Here is an 18101-nt window from a genome sequence, read left to right as displayed (position 1 = left end):
CGGGGCATGACCGAACCGAGGGGCCCGCTCGATGCCGCGGTACGAGCGGGCCGCAGCCTTCCGGATCTGTCCGCGGAGGTCACCGCGCGGGTGCCGCGGCTTCTGGAGGCGATGCGCACCGTCGGCACCGGACTCGAACTGCACGCGACCCTCGACCGGATCTGCCGGACCGCCGCCGAGCTCGCGGACGCGCGGTATGCGGCGATCGGCGTCGTGGATGCGGAGGGACAGGGGCTGTCCGACTTCGTGACATGCGGTGTCGACGAGGAGGCCGCCCGGCGCATAGGCCGTCGGCCCGACGGACGCCGAGGGCTGCTGGGCGCGCTGATCCACGAACCGGTTCCCGTGCGGCTGGCCGACCTGACGACTGATCCGCGCTCCGCCGGATTCCCTCCCGGCCACCCGCCGATGCGGTCCTTCCTCGGCGTCCCCATCCGAGTCCAGGGCGAGGTCTTCGGCAATCTCTACCTCACGGAGAAGGCGGGCGGCGGCGTGTTCGACGTCGACGACCTCCACATGGTCAGGCTGCTCGCGGCCGAGGCCGGAATCGCCGTCGGCAACGCCCGGCTGTACGAGGCGGCCCGGCGGCGCGAGCGCTGGATCGACGGTTCGGTGGCGGTCACGACGGCCCTGCTCTCCGGCGGTGACGCCGACGACGCGCTCACCGTCGTCGCCGAACAGGCCCGCCGCCTCGCCGAGTCGGCCGCCGGCATCGTGCTGCTGACCACCCAGGACCGCGGTCTCGAGGTCGTCGCCGTCTCCGCGGACCGGCCGGCCGCCTCCCTCGGCGTGGTCATCCCCGCGGACAGCCCTGTCGTCGCCCGTCTGCTGGCGGGCGAGGCGGTGTACGTGACGGACGCGGCCACCGACCCGCGCATGCTCACGAGAGTGGCGAGCCGGTACGGGCCGACGATGATGCTGCCGCTGCAGAGCGGCGGACGGGTCCTGGGCGCGCTCGCGACGCCGCGGGACGCGGGGGCACCCCGGTTCACGGAGGCGGAACGCACGCTGGCCGCGCAGTTCGCCTCGCAGGCCGCGCTGGCGCTGATGATGGCGGAGGCCCAGCGGGACCGGGAGCGCCTGGCGGTCCTGGAGGACCGGGACCGCATCGCCCGGGACCTGCACGACCTGGTCGTCCAGCGGCTGTTCGCCGCCGGGATGCTGCTCGAGAGCGCACAGCGCGGGTCGGCCGTGCCGGCGGTACGCGACGGAGTCGGCCGCGCCGTCGACGAACTCGATGTGACCATCCAGGAGATCCGCACCGCCATCTTCGCCCTCCAGCGGAGCGCGGCGGGGACGCCGTCCGGCCTGCGCAGCCGGGTGATGCGGGAGATCGGCCTGGCGGCCGTGCCCCTGGGTTTCCGGCCCGGCCACTGGTTCGTCGGACCCGTCGACTCGGAGGTCGGCGAACTCACCGGCAAGAACCTGATCGCGGCGTTGCGGGAGGCGCTGTCCAATGCCTTCCGGCATGCGAACGCCTCACGCATCGAGGTCGTCGTGGACGCGACCGCGAAGCTCCCCGACGGCACCGACGCGGTACGGCTGACGGTCGGGGACGACGGTGTGGGCATGCCGGCCGGGGGCCGGCGCAGTGGGGTGCGGAACCTCGCGCGGCGGGCGGAAGCGCTCGGCGGATCGAGCGGGTGCGGCCCCGGCATCGGCCAGGGCGGCGCCGGAACGACGGTGGTGTGGGAGGCCCCGCTGCGGGTCGCGCCCGATCGCCGTACGAAGTGACCCGGCGGCACCGGGCACGCTGCACGCCACCCCGGCCCCGCTGCTCACCGCACCTGCCGTGCCGCCGATCGCGCCGCCCGCGGTGCCGACCGCGTCCAGCGCCTTGCCGACGTGCCCCCTGCCGGCCGCGCACCGGCCCGTGCCGACGTGCCCCCTGCCGATGTCGCGCACCGGCCGCGTCCAGCGCCTTGCCGACGGCTCCCGCCGACCTCGCGCACCGCCCGCGACCGGAGGGGCTTCCTGTGCACCCTCGTCCGGCCTGACCCGGACGGACCCGCCCACGGCTGCTTGTCGCCCGAGGTGCGGCTGTGAATGGGCCGGTCGGCCGTACGACACCGCATCGGTCCCCGAGATCCCGCTCGCTCCGGGCGACGATCCGTGGATGTGCTTGAGACACCGCGAGCGGCTGCTGATCGTCCCGGTGGTGCTGTGCACGCTCCTCGGCCCGCCGGCACCCTCCGCCCTGGCGTCCGACGGCCCCGCGCCGCCGACCGGCGTAGAGGTGGCACGGCTCTACACGGAGGCGGGCAGGGCGACGGAGCAGTACGAACGGGGCCGGCGTGCCGCCGACCGCCAGAGGATCAGGGCACAGCGCCTGCAGGGCCGGTTGGCGCAGCAGAAGGAGCGCCTCGAGGTCATCCGCGACGCCATCGGCGGCGTCGCGCGGGAGCAGTACCGCACCGGGGGCTCGCTCGTCCTCACCGGCCGCCTTCTGCTCGCCGACGACCCGGACTCCCTGCTGCGCGGCTACCGTCTCGCGGCCCGGGCGGAGACGGCCGTGAGCCGTCTGCTGGACCAGGAGCGTACGGCGGAGCGGCACCTCACGGCCGCCGGGACGAACGCCCGTGCGGCGTGGCGGGACCTTGCCGTGCGCAACGCTCGGCTGGCCGTCGTCAAGCGGGGCATCGAGGCCAAGTTGGAGACGGCGCAGTGGAAGCTGCAGTCGGAGGCGGACCGCAGCGCGGCGTCGGGCAAATGCGCGGGCGCCGTACGTCTGGCGCAGCCCGCGGGGCCGCGGAAAGGACCCGACTGGGTGGCGCCGGTGGAGCACTACACGCTCTCCGCGGGGTTCAACAGCGCGGGCGAGCGATGGTCGCGCAGGCACACCGGTCAGGACTTCGCCGTCGACATCGGTGAGCCCGTGCGCTCCGTGGGCGCGGGGCGGGTCGCGTCGGTGTCGTGCGGCGGGGGCTTCGGCATGGAGGTGCTGGTGCAGCACCCCGACGGCTACTACTCGCAGTACGCGCATCTGGCAGGGGTGAGCGTCGACCAGGGGGAACGGGTGCGCACCGGCCAGTGGATCGGTCAGGCCGGTACGACGGGCAACTCGACGGGGCCGCACCTGCACTTCGAGGTGCGGCTCACGCCCCATCTGGGATCCGGGGTGGACCCGGCGTCATGGCTGCGCGACCGGGGAGTGCGTCTCTGAGTCCCACAGGCGCCGGGCAGGGCGCCGGCCAGATGCGGTCGTCCCTCAGACCTGTTGATCCTCGGCTTGCCGCGCGAGGATCTGCTCGATTATCACCGCGACACCGTCCTCGTTGTTGGCGACCGTGCGCCCGGACGCGGCGGCGATCACGTCGGGATGCGCGTTGCCCATCGCGTAGGAGGTCCCTGCCCAGGTCAGCATCTCCACGTCGTTGGGCATGTCACCGAACGCGACCACCTCGTCGGAGGAGATGCCGCGCTGTGCGCAGCACAGGGCGAGAGTGCTCGCCTTGCTCACGCCCAGGCCGCTGACCTCCAGCAGGGCCGTCGGACTGGAGCGGGTGATCGACGCCAGCTCGCCCGCGGCCGTACGGGCCAGGGTGAGGAAGGCGTCGGGCGACAGTTCGGCGTGGTGGGCGAGCAGTTTGATCAGTGGGGCGCCCTTGCCCAGCTCCTCTTCGTGGAGAAGCTTCTCGACGGGGGCGACGGTGGCGCCGGGGTCGAGGTGGAAAGGCGGATAGTCGGGCTCGTAGTGGATGCCCGTGGACAGCTCGACGGCGAAGGACGTTCCGGGGGCGGTGGCACGCAGTGTCCGTACGACGTCCATGGCGGTCGCCCGTGGCAGGTCACGGACCTCGAGGAGCTTTCCGCCGGCATGCAGATCGACGACCGCCGCGCCGTTCGCGCAGATCGCGAGACCGTGACCGTGGACGTGGTCGCTGACCACGTCCATCCAGCGAGCCGGCCTGCCGGTGACGAAGAAGACCTCGATCCCGGCCGCCTCGGCGGCGGCGAGCGCGGCGATCGTGCGGTCGGAGACCGACTTGTCGTCGCGCAGCAGAGTGCCGTCGAGGTCGGTGGCGATCAGCCGGGGTGTGGTCGTGGGCAGGCAGCGGGGATCGGTAGCTGAGGTCACGGATCCATTCTCCCGTACCGGTTGCACGGGCGTGCGGGAGGGCGCACATCTGAGTGGCCGCCCGCTCGGCCGTCCGGGCACGTACGCTCGACGGCATGCGTCTGGGCACCGTGTCGCTCGCGATGACAGCGACGTCGCCGTGCTCTACGTGAGCCGCGGCAGCGAGCATCGCCCTGATCGACATCGTCGACGGGCAGCGCTGGGACGACCTGAAGTCCGTTCCCGCCCGGGACTGCGTGATCGAGCGCCCCGGCTCGCAGCCCGTGGCGGGTCTCGACCGGATCGAGCACTTCTACCGCAACGAACGCCGGGTACGGCACGGGAAACACGTGGTGGACCGGGTGGTCGCCGACGAGGAGACGGCGGCCTGCTGGGGCACGTTCCGCGGGGAGACCCCGGCGGCTCCGTGATCGAGGCCCGCTTTGCCGACACCTTCGTCCTGGCGGACGGCCTCATCCAGCGCCGCGCCAGGTCAGCGGAGCTGAGCGATTGCTTCGGTGGCAATGGCCTCGAAGACGGTCTGGTCGGCGGCGAAGTCCGAGTCGGGGATCGGCCAGTGGACCACGATCTCGGTGAAGCCGAGCTCGCGGTGGCGGCCGGCGAAGTCGACGAAGGCGTCCACAGACGCCAGGGGCGCGTTCCGGTCGGGGGTGAAGCCGTGCAGCAGGATCTTGTCCAGTTCGGCCACATCCCGCCCGGACTCGGCGCACGCCTTGCCGAGCTTCTCGACCTGGGCACGCAGGGCCGCCACCGACTGCTCCGGGGTCCCCTCCTCGTACAGCTTCGGGTCGCCGGTCGTCACCCACGCCTGCCCGTGGCGTGCGGCAAGCTTCAGCCCGCGCGGCCCAGTCGCTGCGACCGCGAACGGCAGTCGGGGTCGCTGCACGCAGCCGGGGATGTTCCGGGCCTCCTCCGCCGTGTAGAAGTCGCCCTTCTGCGAGACGGCACCCTCGGTGAGCAGACGATCGAGCAACGGCACGAACTCGCCGAACCGGTCCGCCCGCTCCTTCGGCGTCCACGCCTCTTGGCCCAGCGTGGTGGCGTCGAAGCCGTTGCCGCCGGCCCCGATGCCGAGCGTGATCCGCCCGCCGGAGATGTCGTCGAGCGAGATCAGCTCCTTGGCGAGCGTCACTGGATGCCTGAAATTAGGCGACGTAACGAGCGTGCCCAGGCGCAGCCGGTCCGTCGCGGTCGCCGCGGCGGTGAGGGTGGGCAGGGCGCCGAACCAGGGGCCGTCGCGGAAGCTGCGCCAGGAGAGGTGGTCGTAGGTGTACGCGGCGTGGAAGCCGAGCTCCTCGGCGCGCTGCCACTTCGCGCGGCCTCCCTCGTGCCAGCGGTCGACGGGAAGGATCACGGTGCTCAGGCGCAGACTCATGCCACCGAGCCTACGTCGGACTCAGGAGGTGTTTCCGTGAGACTCCGGAGTGTGCCGTCCTCACGCTCCGGCGACCTGGTCCGGTGCCAGGTGGGCGGCACCCGACGGAGCCGTTTCAGTGGGGCGACCAAGCCCGTCGCACCCCGGGGCCGGCTCATTGTGCGGTGGTGACCGACCATCCATGGCGGGAGAAGGACGGGCCTCCGTCCCGGTACGCCGCCAGGGCTTGCGTGGAGGTCGGGAGCGCGGGCTCATCCATGCGCCGATCCCCGACTCGGACTTCGCCGCCGATCCGGCGGTCTTCGAGCGGATCGCGACCGAGGGCCTGGCTCAGTTGTGAGGCCAGAGGCCCGTTTCGACCGCAAGGGCAGGGGCCCGGTTCAGGGCCCGGCCTGGGGGAACCGGATGAACCGTGGCGGCACGGACGCGGTGAGCCAGACGCCGTTGGCGCTCACCCGGAAGACGTGACCGGCCCGGTGCAGTGCTCCGGCGTGCACGGAGAGGACGACAGGGCGGCCGCGACGTGCGCCGACGCGTGTCGCCGTCTCACGGTCGGGTGACAGGTGGACGTCGTGGCGGCTCATGGGCCGCAGGCCTTCGGCGCGGATCGCGTCGAGGCTGCGGGCCACGGTCCCGTGGTACAGGTACTCGGGAGGCTCCGCGGCGGGCAGACCGAGGTCGACGTCCACGGTGTGGCCCTGGTTGGCGCGCACACGTGTGCCGTCGATGGTGAACCGCCGTTTGTCGTTGACCGCGACGACATGATCGAGCTCGGCACGGGTGAAACGGAAGCCGTGCTCGACGGCCGCGCTCATCAGCTCGTCGATCTCCACCCAGCCGTGCGCGTCGAGGGTGATGCCGATCCGGTCCGGCTGGTGGCGCAGGTGCCTCGAAAGGTACTTGGACACTCTGATGGTGCGTCTCTCGTCCGGAGCCGGCTCGGCGGGTTCTGCGTTCATGCGGTCAGGGTGCCCGGTCGGATGTCGGCAATTCCACTGAAAAAAATTTCGGCACCGAGGTTTGATCCACAGCCAACTCCAGTTATCCACAGGCTTGTTCGCGATTCTGTGGACAACTTCCTCTGTCGAACACGGGTTTGGCCAAGTCAGCCGGGGTTGCCGTGACTTGTTGCCATGGCGTCCAAGGAACGGGCGTGCAGCTCGCGTTCGGTCGCGGCGTGCACAAAGGCGGCTGCGTTGTCAGAGCCAACCAGGCGGCGAACAGCGTCCATTGTCTCGGTCGGAAGGTCCACCGAGACGCCTTGCTGTGGCACCGGGAGCGGTGCACCGGCAGTGAGATGCCGCTGAAGATGGAGCGTGGCGAACGTCCGCATGGCTCGGGCCAGTTCGGCTTCCATCGTCTGCCTGGCCAGGGGGCGCAGTCGCCGTACCAGAGCCGCGGCCTCGGCCGCGTGCGTCTCGTCCGGCACTCCCTGCTCCAGGAACCGCCCGAAGACGTGCTCCGTGGTGAACTCGAGGAATCCACGGGCGATGTGCTCGATCTGGACGCGAACCTCCCGCAGATGTGCGGCGATCGCCGTGAGCGGCACGCCCGACGAGTGCAACTCGACCGCCACCGCCAGTTCTTGAGGGCTGGGAACCAGGAACTCGTCGTCGCTCCCGGCGACGGGCTCCAGTACACCCAGCTCGATCGCCTCTGCGAGGCCGTCCTCGTCGGGTGCGCCACCGAACCTGCGATCCAGTTCCTGCCGGGAGATCCTGGCACCCTCCTCGTCGGTCCACGGACCCTGCACCTCCGCCACGAGACCGAGCACTCCGCCCAGGCCGCGTCCCGTGTCCCAGGCTTCCAGGAGCTCCTTGACGGAGGCGAGCGTGTACCCGCGGTCGATGAGGTCCGCGATCTGGTGCAGACGGGTGAGGTGCGCGGAGCCGTACACGTTGGAGCGCCCGCGCCGCTCCGGCCTGGGCAGCAGGCCCCGGTCCTGGTAGGCGCGGATCGTCCGGACCGTGGCACCGCTGTGGTGCGCCAGATCCTCGATCCGGTACTCGGCTGCAGACTGTTCCGGCAAACCCCGCTCCCTCAAGGCAGTTCGGCTGTGCGTCTCACAGCCTCGGGTCGATCCTGGCGAACGCGCGCAGCGCCTTCGGGGCGATGCGCGAGAGTATGCGGGCGCCTCGCGCCTCAGGCGTGACCGGCACGACCGCCTGGTTGTGCACCACCGCCCGCAGGATCGCCTCCGCGACTTTCTCCGGAGGGTAGTTGCGCAGCCCGTACAGCCGTGCCGTCTTCTTCTGCCTCCGCCTCTCCTCCATCTCGTCGACTCCCGCGAAGCGGGCGGTGGCGGTGATGTTGGTGTTGACGATGCCGGGGCAGATCGCGGTGACCCCGATGTCCCGGCCGGCCAGTTCGGCGCGCAGGCACTCGCTCAGCATCAGCACGGCGGCCTTCGAAGTGCTGTACGCGGGCAGGGTTCTGGACGGCATGAAGGCGGCCGCGGAAGCGGTGTTGACGATGTGGCCGCCCTGGCCGCGCTCGGCCATCCGGCCGCCGAAGATCCGGCAACCGTGGATCACACCCCACAGGTTGACGTCCAGAACCCTCTTCCAGTCGTCGGAACTCGTGTCCATGAACGGGCCGGCGAGCCCTATCCCGGCGTTGTTGACCAGGACGTCGACGATCCCGTACTCGGCGGCGACCTTCTCGGCCAGCTTCTCCATGGCCTGCTCGTCACTGACGTCCACCGTTTCACCCCAGGCGTTCGCGGCGCCCTCGCGACGGGCCGCCGCGGCCGTCCTGGCCGCGCCCTCCGCGTCCAGGTCCACCGCCACGACGCGTGCCCCGGCCGCGGCGAAGGCGAGCGCCGTGGCACGTCCGATGCCGCTCGCCGCGCCAGTCACCAGCACGAGCCGGCCGCCGAACCGCTCCTCGTACGCTCTCGCGGCCGGCTTCGCCGCCGCGTCCGCGCCGGCCACGGCGGCAGGACCGGCGCCGTCGCCTGCGCCGGCCTCGTTGGCGTCCACGAAACCGGCCACCCACGCGGCGAGTTGGTCCGGACGGGTGCGAGGTATCCAGTGCTTGGCGGCCAGTGTGCGACGCGTCAGCCGCGGCACCCATGCGCTTAGATCGTCGTAGAGCCGCTCGGAGAGGAACGCGTCCCCGGTCGGGGTGATCAGCTGGACCGGCACGTGGGCGAAGGCGTCGGCACGTGGTTGCCGCAGCCGCGCCCGGACGTTGTCCCTGTAGAGCCAGGCGCCGTGTGCGGCATCCTGCGGCAGCGACCGCGTCGGATAGTCACCTGCCGGAACCTTCTCGACTCGCTGAAGGATTCCCGGCCAGCGCTTGCCGAGCGGTCCGCGCCAGGCCAGTTCGGGGAGCACCGGGGTGTGCAGCATGTACACGTACCAGGACTTGGCCCCTTGGTCGAGCAGTTGCCCCACCCCGCGCGGTGAAGGACGGCTCGTCCGCCGCTTGATCCAGTGCCCGAAGTGGTCCAGCGACGGCCCCGACATGGAAGTGAACGAGGCGATACGGCCCTTGGTCCGCTCGACCGTCACGAACTCCCACGACTGGACGGACCCCCAGTCGTGCCCCACCAGGTGGACGGGACGGTCCGGGCTCACGGCGTCGGCGACGGCCAGGAAGTCGTCCGTCAGCTTCTCCAGCGTGAAGCCCCCGCGCAGTGGGACGGGTGCCGTCGAGCGGCCGTGGCCCCGGACGTCGTACAGCACCACATGGAAGCGGTCGGCCAGGCGGGCCGCGACCTCGGACCAGACCTCCTTGCTGTCCGGATAGCCGTGGACCAGCATGACCGTCGGCCGGGCCTCCTCGCCCAGTTCGGCGACGCACAGCTCGATCCCACCCGAGCGGATCCGGCGCTCGCGCGCCCCCGCCAGTCCTCGCATGTCCACCGGTTCTTCCACCGTCCGTCCGCAGGGCGACACGATCCGTAACCTGACACCGACGAATGTGACAATGACCGACGGCGACGTCAAGAGGGCGGGCACGACCCGGCGAACGGGCACGACCCGGCAAACGGGCACGACCCGGCAAACGGGCACGACCCGGCAAACGGGCACGACCCGGTAAGGGAGAACGGCCGACTCCGGTCGCACGGCCCCTACGGGCGTGTACCTCTGGAGTCGGAGACGGAACGAGCCACGAGGCTGACGTAAGCCGTGTCACACGCCACTACCTTCGAAACGTGACTGTGATCGCGACCGAAAGCCTGAGCAAGCGGTTCCCCCGGGTGACCGCGCTTGACCGGCTCTCCTTGGACATCGGCCCGGGTGTGACCGGCCTGGTGGGCGCCAACGGAGCCGGCAAGTCCACGTTGATCAAGATCCTTCTTGGTCTGTCCCCTGCCACGGAGGGCCACGCCGCCGTGCTCGGTCTCGACGTCGCCACCAAGGGCGCCGAGATCCGGGAGCGGGTCGGCTACATGCCGGAGCACGACTGCCTGCCGCCCGACGTCTCGGCCACCGAGTTCGTCGTCCACATGGCACGCATGTCGGGTCTCCCGCCGACCGCGGCGCGGGAACGCACCGCGGACACCCTGCGCCATGTCGGCCTGTACGAGGAGCGCTACCGCCCCATCGGCGGCTACTCGACCGGCATGAAGCAGCGAGTGAAACTCGCGCAGGCACTCGTCCACGACCCGCAGCTGGTCCTCCTCGACGAGCCGACCAACGGCCTCGACCCGGTCGGCCGCGACGAGATGCTGGGCCTCATCCGGCGGGTCCACACCGACTTCGGCATCTCGGTCCTGGTCACCTCGCACCTGCTCGGCGAGCTCGAGCGCACCTGCGACCACGTCGTCGTCATCGACGGCGGCGCGCTGCTGCGCTCCAGTTCCACCAAGGACTTCACACAGGCCACCGCCACGCTCGCGGTCGAGGTCACCGACTCCGACACGCATCCCGACGGCACGGCCGCGCTGCGCGCCGCCCTGGTCGCCGCCGGGCTGCATCTGCACGAGCACACGGAGGACGGTCTGCCCGGCGCGGGCCACATCCTGCTGCTCGAGGCGGCCGGCGAGGAGACGTACGACATCGTGCGTGACACCGTCGCCGATCTCGGCATCGGCCTCGTACGGATGGAACAGCGCCGGCACCACATCGCGGAGGTCTTCCGCCCCGAGGCCGCCCGGACCATGGAGGCGCAGTCCCGATGAGCACCCACACGCACGGCGGCCAGGTCCCCGAGACGACGCGGATCCACAACATCGGATACCGCCACTACGACGGCCCCCGGCTCGGCCGCGCCTACGCACGGCGCTCCCTCTACTCGCAGTCGCTGCGCGGCGCCTACGGTCTCGGCCGCTCGGCCAAGTCCAAGGTGCTGCCGATGATCCTGTTCGGGATCATGTGCCTGGTCGCGGCGATCATCGTGGCGGTGGCGGTCGCCACCCCGAACATGACCGACCTGCCGATCGAGTACACGCAGTACGCGATCATCATGCAGGCGCTGATCGCCCTCTTCCTGGCCGCGCAGGCACCGCAGTCGGTGTCCCGTGATCTTCGCTTCAAAACCGTGCCGTTGTACTTCTCGCGGCCCGTCGAACGCGTCGACTACGTGCTCGCCAAGTTCGGCGCGATGGCGTCCGCCGTCTTCCTCCTCACGTCGACACCGCTGGTGATCCTCTATCTCGGCTCGCTTCTCGCGAAGTTCGACTTCGCCGACCAGACGAAGGGCTTCGCACAGGGCATGGTGTCGGTGGCGCTGCTGTCCGTCTTCTTCGGCGGGATCGGGCTGGTGCTCGCCGCGTTCACGCCGCGCCGCGGCTTCGGTGTCGCCGCGGTCATCGCGACCATGACCATCACCTACGGCGCCGTCTCCACCGTCCAGGCGATCGCCTGGGGGACCGACTCGCCCGGTGCCATCCAGTGGCTGGGCCTCTTCTCACCGGTCACGCTCATCGACGGCGTGCAGACCGCGTTCCTCGGTGCCGACTCCACCTTCCCCGGCGGCGAAGGCCCCGGTGCCGGTGCCGGCGTGGTCTATCTGCTCGTCGTCCTCGCGCTCGTCGCCGGTTCGTACGGCGTCCTCATGCGCCGCTACCGAAAGGTCGGGCTGTGACCACGATCAGCATTGACAAAACCTCACGGTGGTTCGGCAACGTCGTCGCCGTCAACGACGTGACGATGACCATCGGTCCCGGGGTCACCGGACTCCTCGGCCCCAACGGCGCGGGAAAGTCCACCCTCATCAACATGATGGGCGGCTTCCTCGCCCCCTCGGGCGGCACCGTCACCCTCGACGGCGTGCCGATCTGGCGCAACGAGTCGGTGTACCGGCAGATCGGTGTCGTCCCGGAGCGGGAGGCCATGTACGACTTCCTCACCGGCCGTGAGTTCGTCGTCGCCAACGCCGAACTCCACGGCCTCGGCGCCAAGGAGGCCCAGAAGGCTCTCGCGACCGTCGAGATGGAGTACGCGCAGGACCGCAAGATCTCCACGTACAGCAAGGGCATGCGCCAGCGGGTCAAGATGGCCTCCGCGCTGGTGCACCAGCCGTCCGTGCTGCTGCTCGACGAGCCGTTCAACGGAATGGACCCGCGGCAGCGCATGCAGCTGATGGACCTGCTGCGGCGCATGGGCGCGGAGGGACGCACGGTCCTCTTCTCCTCCCACATCCTCGAGGAGGTGGAGCAACTCGCCTCCCACATCGAGGTGATCGTCGCCGGGCGCCACGCCGCCAGCGGCGACTTCCGCCGCATCCGCCGGCTGATGACCGACCGGCCGCACCGCTATCTCGTACGGTCCAGCGACGACCGGGCGCTCGCCGCGGCCCTGATCGCCGACCCGTCGACCGCAGGCATCGAGGTCGACCTGGCCGAGGGCGCACTGCGCATCCAGGCCGTGGACTTCGGCCGGTTCACCGAACTGCTGCCGAAGGTCGCCCGTGAGCACTCCATCCGGCTGCTGACGGTCTCGCCCTCCGACGAGTCCCTCGAGTCGGTCTTCTCCTACCTCGTAGCGGCCTGAAAGGAGCTGTGACGAACATGTACGACCCCACAGTCGCCCGGCTCACCTATCGGGCCGTCCTCGGCAGGCGCCGGGCCGCGATCCTCTTCGTGCTTCCCGGCCTGCTGCTGCTGATCGCGGCCGCCGTACGCGGTTTCAACGGTGCCGACGACCAGGTCGCGGCGGATGTCCTCGGCGGGTTCGCCATCGCCACGATGGTGCCGTTGATCGGAGTCATTGCGGGCACGGGCTCGATCGGTCCCGAGATCGACGACGGCTCCATCGTCTATCTCCTCGCCAAGCCGGTGAAGCGGCCGACGATCATCTTCACCAAGCTCATCGTCGCCGTCGCCGTGACGATGGCCTTCTCCGCGATCCCCACGCTCATCGCAGGATTCATCCTCAACGGCAACGGCCAGCAGGTTGCCGTCGCGTACACCGTCGCGGCGCTCGTCGCGTCGATCGCGTACAGCGCGCTCTTCCTGCTCCTCGGTACGGTCAGCCGTCACGCCGTGGTCATCGGGCTGGTCTACGCCCTGGTGTGGGAGACGCTGTTCGGCAGCCTGGTGCCCGGCGCCCGCACGCTCAGTGTCCAGCAGTGGGCGCTGTCGCTCGCCGAGAAGATCGGCGGGGAAGGGCTGATCGGCTCCGACGTCGGCCTGCCGACGGCGACGGCGCTGCTGGCCGGTGTCACGGTGGCCGCCACCTGGTACGCGGGCCAGAAGCTGCGGGTCCTCAAGCTCGCCGGCGAGGAGTGAGCCCCGATCGTCGACGGCCCCGGCCCCTGCCCCTATGGGTGGGGGCCGAGGCATATCGGGTAACTGTACGGTTATCGGCTCGTTGTCCATCGTGCGTGGAGGCAACTGGAGTTCGTGACGTCGAGGGTTCGTGAAGTAGGGGATTGCCGGTGCCGTGGCGAGGTTCTCGCACGGGCCGGTCATTTGAGTGGATCGCACCGTGAGCCGACCTCCACCCCTGTGCCCGGGGAGAGGGCCGTCCCTGAAGACTCACGAACGGAAGGCAAGCCCATGCCATCAGAAGTCGCACTGGTCGAGTCGCGCGCGATGCGCGTCGCTCATGCGGGCCAGGTCGAGGCGCTCGACAAGGTGAAGGCGCTGACCCTGCTCCCGGACAGCATTCACGTCTCCACAGAGGGCGTCGCGCGGTACTTCGAAGTATCCACAGAGGTCATCAAAAAGTTGACCCAGAGGCATCGCGAGGAGCTCACGCAGAGTGGGATGCGGATTCTACGTGGCTCTGACCTGGGTGAATATCAGAGGGACAACATGTCCCTCTCATCCGAAGCCGGTGGAAGTTATCCACAGCGTCGCTCCAGTCTCACCCTCTTCAGCCGCCGGACGGTGCTCAATGTGGCCATGCTCCTGCGTGACAGCGACATCGCCCGCCGGGTGCGCACGTACCTCCTGGACGCCGAGCAGGGTTGGCGCGAGGGCTATGCGTCACTCGACGGGCGGGTCACGAACCTCGAACAGTGCCTCGCCGGCGTCGGCACGGCGCTGCAGGAGCTCGGCCCGGTGCTCAACAGGATGTCTCAGCGGCTCGACCGCCTCGACCACCGGCTCGATGCCACCAACCGGGTCGTCGCCGCGATGAGCAACCGGCTGTGCGAGCTGTCCGACGACATGGTCCGCATGGACGCCAGGATGGACGACTTCGCCCGTCAGCTGAGGGATCTTCGCCGGCGTCGGCGCGGCTGATTAATCGGTGGCGGCCGGACCGGCCGGACCGGCACAGTTGTGGAGCCGGAACAGCACATCAGTGCGACCGGCGCCACCGACCGGGAGGAGCGCGGCGATGACCAGGAGTTCGAGTCCCGGTCCGTCGAGCTCCCTTCGTGGCGGCACCCGGCAGGCAGCGGAGTAGTCATCGCACTCCGCACGGCCGCCGGCCGGCCGCTCGGGGGCGGCCGCTTCGAGCGCGCATCCGCGCGGGCCGCCCCCTCCCGGGAAGTCCTCGGAAGGTCCCGCAAGGTCTCGCAAGGTTCCGGAAGGTTTCCGAAGGTCCCTGGTAGACCCCAGGAGTCACCGCAGGAGAGATCACCCCGCGAGCAGGTGCTCCAGCACCACCGCGATGCCGTCGTCGTCGTTCGACGCGGTGATCTCGTGGGCCACGGCCTTCAGTTCGTCGTGCGCGTTCGCCATCGCCACGCCGTGCGCGGCCCAGCCGAACATCGGGATGTCATTGGGCATGTCGCCGAAGGCGATCGTGTCCGACGCCCGCAGCCCCAGCCGCCGTGCGGCCAGTGACAGGCCGGTGGCCTTGCTCAGGCCCAGCGGCAGGATCTCCACGACGCCGGCGCCCGCCATGACCACGTCCACCAGACTGCCGACCGTCGCCCTGGCCGCCTTCGCCAGCTCGTCGTCGTCCAGCGTCGGGTGCTGGATGTAGACCTTGTTCAGCGGTGCGGCCCACAGGTCGGCCGGGTCCTGCATGGGCACGTACGGAAGCGGACCTTCCTGCACCCGGTAACCGGCGCCGACCAGCACGTCGCCCTCGAGCCCGTCCCGGCTCGCGGCGAGCAGCAGCGGACCGACCTCGGCCTCGAGCTTGGACAGCGCGAGCCCGGCCAGCTGCCGGTCGAGTGTGACGGAGGTCAGCAGCCGGTGTTCACCGGCGTGGTAGACCTGCGCCCCCTGCCCGCAGACCGCGAGTCCGTCGTACCCCAGGTCGTCGAGGATGTGCCGGGTCCACGGCACCGCCCGTCCGGTGACGACGATGTGCGCGGCGCCCGCCTCGGTGACCGCGGCGAGCGCGTCGCGCGTGCGCTGCGAGACGGTGTCGTCGTGGCGCAGCAGCGTTCCGTCGAGATCGGTGGCGACGAGCTTGTACGGGAAGGGGGCGGTACTCACTTGGAGATCGGCTCCAGCAGTTCACGGCCGCCGAGGTACGGACGCAGCATCTCGGGGACGCGCACCGAACCGTCGGCCAGCTGGTGGTTCTCGAGGATCGCGACGATGGTGCGCGGTACGGCGCACAGGGTGCCGTTCAGCGTGGCCAGCGGCTGCACCTTCTTGCCCTCGCGCATCCGCACGGACAGGCGGCGTGCCTGGAAGCCGTCGCAGTTCGAGGCGGAGGTCAGCTCGCGGTACTTGCCCTGCGTCGGGATCCATGCCTCGCAGTCGAACTTGCGCGACGCCGAGGAGCCGAGGTCACCCGTCGCCACGTCGATCACCTGGAACGGCAGCTCCAGACCGGTCAGCCACTGCTTCTCCCAGTCCAGGAGCCGCTTGTGCTCGGCCTCCGCGTCCTCCGGGGCGACGTACGAGAACATCTCGACCTTGTCGAACTGGTGGACGCGGAAGATGCCGCGGGTGTCCTTGCCGTACGTGCCGGCCTCACGGCGGAAGCAGGGGGAGAAGCCCGCGTACCGCAGCGGCAGCTTGTCGGCGTCGATGATCTCGTCCATGTGGTACGCGGCGAGCGGTACCTCGGAGGTGCCGACCAGGTAGTAGTCGTCCTTCTCCAGGTGGTAGACGTTCTCCGCGGCCTGGCCGAGGAATCCGGTGCCCTCCATGGCGCGCGGGCGGACCAGCGCGGGGGTCAGCATCGGGATGAAGCCGGCCTCTGTGGCCTGTGCGATCGCCGCGTTGACGAGGGCGAGCTCGAGGAGCGCGCCGACGCCGGTGAGGTAGTAGAAGCGCGAACCCGAGACCTTCGCCCCGCGCTCGACGTCGATGGCGCCCAGCGCCTCGCCCAGCTCGAGGTGGTCCTTGGGCGTGAAGCCCTCCGCGCCGAAGTCACGGATCGTGCCGTGCGTCTCGAGGACGACGAAGTCCTCCTCGCCGCCGACCGGGACGTCCTCATGGACGATGTTGCCGAGCTGGAGCAGCAGCCGCCTTGCCTCGTCGTCGGCGTCGTTCTGCTCGGCCTCCGCGGCCTTGACGTCGGCCTTGAGCTGCTCGGCCTTCTTGAGCAGCTCGGCGCGCTCCTCCGGTGTGGCCTTGGGAATCAGCTTGCCGAGCGACTTCTGCTCGGAGCGCAGCTCGTCGAAGCGGAGGCCCGAGGACCTTCGCCGCTCGTCGGCGGAGAGCAGGGTGTCGACGAGTTCGACATCCTCTCCACGGGCGCGCTGGGAGGCGCGAACACGGTCGGGGTCCTCACGGAGCAGGCGAAGGTCAATCACCCCACCAGGCTACCGGTGCCGACTCGCGCCACCCCACCCGATATCTGCACGCGTGTCGCTTTGCCCGAATTGAGAGACTTGCCGGGAATGATGAACCCGACGCCACGGTAAATCCAGCAGTGGCGAAACAGTGGCAAGCAGCGGCAAAGGAATCAGGCCCTATTCGTCGAAAGGGTGCGGTTTACGGAGGCCGCGTCGGCCCGGACGGGCCTCGTCCGGGCCTCGTCCGGGCCGGACGGGGCTGTGGTCCTGGGTGCTTGTCCACAGGGATGCGCCCTGCCGGAAAGTTATCCACAGCCTGTGTGGCTGATCTGTGGATTGCGGAAGTGATCATTCCGAGAGTCGTTCGGCGGCCACGGAATTCCCGTCCCAAACCGCCTTCGCCCACTCATTCGGGTGGGAATTCCTCGCTCCAAAGAGTTGATCAATGGAATTAGGGTGACAGGGGCCGACCTGTCGTTCTGTGGATGGAAGTGGGGGCGGTGAGCTGATTTGTCGACCCTGTGCCGTTCTGTTGTCGACTTGTCCCCAGGTCGAGAAGCGAGCCTGTGGACAACCCTGTGGACAACGAAAATCTGCAGGTAGGACCGGCCCGGCCGGACAGGCCCCCGGCGGGCGCCGGTGGTGCCTCAGGCGCGGCCGTCCTGGCAGCGCGCCAGCCAGTCCGACGCCTCCGTGAACTCCACGTCAGAGGTCCCCGCCCGCAGCGGCCGGACCTCCGCCGCCGTCACACCGGCCCGCGGGTACGAACCGAGGAAGCGCACCTTGGGGCAGATTCGCTTCAGCCCCATCAAGGCCTCACCCACCCGCCGCTCGGCGATATGGCCCTCCGCGTCGACGGCGAAGCAGTAGTTGCCGATGCCGGCGCCCGTCGGACGGGACTGGATCAGCATCAGGTTGACCCCGCGCACAGCGAACTCCTGCAGCAGCTCCAGCAGCGCGCCCGGATGGTCCTCGCCCAGCCAGATCACGACGGAGGTCTTGTCCGCACCGGTCGGCGCCGAGGGCCGGGCGGGCCGCCCCACCAGAACGAACCGGGTCTCCGCGTTCTCCGCGTCGTGGATCTCCGTGACCAGGGGCTGCAGCCCGTAGGTGGCCGCCGCGAACTCGCCCGCGAAGGCCGCGTCGTAGCGCCCTTCCTGCACCAGCCGCGCACCGTCGGCGTTCGAGGCGGCGGACTCCCACAGCGCGTCCGGCAGGTTGTTGCGCAGCCAGTTGCGCACCTGCGGCTGGGCGACCGGGTGGCCGGTGACCGTCTTCACCTCGGACAGCGTGGTCCCCGGGCGCACCAGCAGCGCGAAGGCGATGGGGAGCAGCACCTCCCGGTAGATCATCAGGGGCTTGCCCGACGCCAGTTCGTCGAGTGTGGCGGTGACGCCGCCCTCCACCGAGTTCTCGATCGGTACGAGGGCGGCCGCGGCCTCCCCGGCCCGTACGGCGTCGAGGGCCGCGGGCACGGAGACCATCGGGACGAGTTCCCGGGTCGCGGCTTCCGGGAGTGTGCGCAGGGCGGCTTCGGTGAAGGTGCCCTCGGGACCGAGATAGGTGAAGCGCGTGGCCGACATACCGTCACCCTAATGG

General features: G+C 70.2%; 16 protein-coding genes. 8 read left to right on the top strand and 8 right to left on the bottom strand.

Annotated features, from left to right (window positions below):
* Window positions 1-6 precede the first annotated feature (6 nt).
* Entirely contained in the window at window positions 7-1734 is a 1728-nt protein-coding gene (locus ACFYV1_RS15685; protein ID WP_389396016.1) for a GAF domain-containing protein, read from the top strand.
* A gap of 382 nt (window positions 1735-2116) precedes the next feature.
* Window positions 2117-3163, top strand: coding sequence for a M23 family metallopeptidase (locus ACFYV1_RS15680; RefSeq protein ID WP_389396015.1), 1047 nt, complete (start codon window positions 2117-2119; stop codon window positions 3161-3163).
* A gap of 45 nt (window positions 3164-3208) precedes the next feature.
* On the opposite strand, the gene ACFYV1_RS15675 is transcribed toward ACFYV1_RS15680, so the two are convergent.
* A complete protein-coding gene (locus ACFYV1_RS15675) occupies window positions 3209-4078 on the bottom strand; it encodes a Cof-type HAD-IIB family hydrolase (RefSeq protein WP_389396014.1) in 870 nt (289 codons plus the stop codon).
* Between the two features lie 167 nt (window positions 4079-4245).
* On the opposite strand from ACFYV1_RS15675, the gene ACFYV1_RS15670 reads away from it, so the two are divergent.
* On the top strand, window positions 4246-4488 hold the full coding sequence (locus ACFYV1_RS15670) for a nuclear transport factor 2 family protein (protein WP_389396435.1): 243 nt from the start codon (window positions 4246-4248) through the stop codon (window positions 4486-4488).
* Window positions 4489-4550: 62 nt separating this feature from the next.
* On the opposite strand, the gene ACFYV1_RS15665 is transcribed toward ACFYV1_RS15670, so the two are convergent.
* From ACFYV1_RS15665 to ACFYV1_RS15650, 4 genes are all read right to left on the bottom strand, one after another.
* A complete protein-coding gene (locus ACFYV1_RS15665; RefSeq protein ID WP_389396013.1) occupies window positions 4551-5453 on the bottom strand; it encodes an LLM class flavin-dependent oxidoreductase in 903 nt (300 codons plus the stop codon).
* A 380-nt stretch (window positions 5454-5833) separates the two neighbouring features.
* The gene (locus tag ACFYV1_RS15660; RefSeq protein WP_389396012.1) at window positions 5834-6412 is read right to left on the bottom strand and encodes an RNA 2'-phosphotransferase; all 579 of its coding nucleotides are present in this window, start codon (window positions 6410-6412) and stop codon (window positions 5834-5836) included.
* Window positions 6413-6558: 146 nt separating this feature from the next.
* Entirely contained in the window at window positions 6559-7482 is a 924-nt protein-coding gene (locus ACFYV1_RS15655; RefSeq protein WP_389396011.1) for a MerR family transcriptional regulator, read from the bottom strand.
* A 34-nt stretch (window positions 7483-7516) separates the two neighbouring features.
* Window positions 7517-9316, bottom strand: coding sequence for an SDR family oxidoreductase (locus tag ACFYV1_RS15650; RefSeq protein ID WP_389396434.1), 1800 nt, complete (start codon window positions 9314-9316; stop codon window positions 7517-7519).
* A gap of 305 nt (window positions 9317-9621) precedes the next feature.
* On the opposite strand from ACFYV1_RS15650, the gene ACFYV1_RS15645 reads away from it, so the two are divergent.
* From ACFYV1_RS15645 to ACFYV1_RS15625, 5 genes are all read left to right on the top strand, one after another.
* Window positions 9622-10584 carry an ABC transporter ATP-binding protein gene (locus ACFYV1_RS15645; protein WP_389396433.1) on the top strand — a complete coding sequence of 321 codons (963 nt, stop codon included), beginning with the start codon at window positions 9622-9624 and terminating at the stop codon, window positions 10582-10584.
* Window positions 10581-11489 (top strand): ABC transporter permease, encoded by a 909-nt coding sequence (locus ACFYV1_RS15640; RefSeq protein WP_389396010.1) that lies wholly within the window; start codon window positions 10581-10583, stop codon window positions 11487-11489. Before ACFYV1_RS15645 ends, ACFYV1_RS15640 begins: the two co-directional genes overlap by 4 nt.
* Window positions 11486-12397 carry an ABC transporter ATP-binding protein gene (locus ACFYV1_RS15635; protein WP_389396009.1) on the top strand — a complete coding sequence of 304 codons (912 nt, stop codon included), beginning with the start codon at window positions 11486-11488 and terminating at the stop codon, window positions 12395-12397. The genes ACFYV1_RS15640 and ACFYV1_RS15635 overlap by 4 nt, the downstream gene beginning before the upstream one ends.
* Window positions 12398-12414: 17 nt before the next feature.
* Window positions 12415-13134, top strand: coding sequence for an ABC transporter permease (locus tag ACFYV1_RS15630; RefSeq protein WP_389396008.1), 720 nt, complete (start codon window positions 12415-12417; stop codon window positions 13132-13134).
* Between the two features lie 270 nt (window positions 13135-13404).
* Entirely contained in the window at window positions 13405-14094 is a 690-nt protein-coding gene (locus tag ACFYV1_RS15625; protein ID WP_389396007.1) for a hypothetical protein, read from the top strand.
* A gap of 339 nt (window positions 14095-14433) precedes the next feature.
* Here ACFYV1_RS15625 and ACFYV1_RS15620 read toward each other — a convergent pair whose 3' ends face one another.
* The 3 genes from ACFYV1_RS15620 to pheA form a co-directional block, all read right to left on the bottom strand.
* A complete protein-coding gene (locus ACFYV1_RS15620; protein ID WP_389396006.1) occupies window positions 14434-15246 on the bottom strand; it encodes an HAD family hydrolase in 813 nt (270 codons plus the stop codon).
* Complete coding sequence (gene serS / locus ACFYV1_RS15615; RefSeq protein ID WP_389396005.1) at window positions 15243-16520, bottom strand: serine--tRNA ligase; 1278 nt, start codon at window positions 16518-16520, stop codon at window positions 15243-15245. The genes ACFYV1_RS15620 and serS overlap by 4 nt, the downstream gene beginning before the upstream one ends.
* 629 nt (window positions 16521-17149) lie before the next feature.
* Window positions 17150-18085 carry a prephenate dehydratase gene (pheA, locus tag ACFYV1_RS15610; RefSeq protein ID WP_389396004.1) on the bottom strand — a complete coding sequence of 312 codons (936 nt, stop codon included), beginning with the start codon at window positions 18083-18085 and terminating at the stop codon, window positions 17150-17152.
* Window positions 18086-18101 lie beyond the last annotated feature (16 nt).

It is taken from the genome of Streptomyces sp. NPDC003023 (assembly GCF_042888225.1).
In the GTDB taxonomy this organism is placed as follows: domain Bacteria; phylum Actinomycetota; class Actinomycetes; order Streptomycetales; family Streptomycetaceae; genus Streptomyces.
Note: the sequence above shows the minus strand (reverse complement) of the source record. Positions and strands in the feature narration are given on the sequence as shown.

What these genes read in the sequence shown, in the direction of transcription:
- pheA (WP_389396004.1), bottom strand. Translation starts at nt 18,085, where the DNA reads ATGTCGGCCACGCGCTTCACCTATCTCGGTCCCGAGGGCACCTTCACC.
- ACFYV1_RS15640 (WP_389396010.1), top strand. Translation starts at nt 10,581, where the DNA reads ATGAGCACCCACACGCACGGCGGCCAGGTCCCCGAGACGACGCGGATC.
- ACFYV1_RS15625 (WP_389396007.1), top strand. Translation starts at nt 13,405, where the DNA reads ATGCCATCAGAAGTCGCACTGGTCGAGTCGCGCGCGATGCGCGTCGCT.
- ACFYV1_RS15630 (WP_389396008.1), top strand. Translation starts at nt 12,415, where the DNA reads ATGTACGACCCCACAGTCGCCCGGCTCACCTATCGGGCCGTCCTCGGC.
- ACFYV1_RS15660 (WP_389396012.1), bottom strand. Translation starts at nt 6,412, where the DNA reads ATGAACGCAGAACCCGCCGAGCCGGCTCCGGACGAGAGACGCACCATC.
- ACFYV1_RS15685 (WP_389396016.1), top strand. Translation starts at nt 7, where the DNA reads ATGACCGAACCGAGGGGCCCGCTCGATGCCGCGGTACGAGCGGGCCGC.
- ACFYV1_RS15650 (WP_389396434.1), bottom strand. Translation starts at nt 9,316, where the DNA reads ATGCGAGGACTGGCGGGGGCGCGCGAGCGCCGGATCCGCTCGGGTGGG.
- ACFYV1_RS15680 (WP_389396015.1), top strand. Translation starts at nt 2,117, where the DNA reads ATGTGCTTGAGACACCGCGAGCGGCTGCTGATCGTCCCGGTGGTGCTG.
- ACFYV1_RS15665 (WP_389396013.1), bottom strand. Translation starts at nt 5,453, where the DNA reads ATGAGTCTGCGCCTGAGCACCGTGATCCTTCCCGTCGACCGCTGGCAC.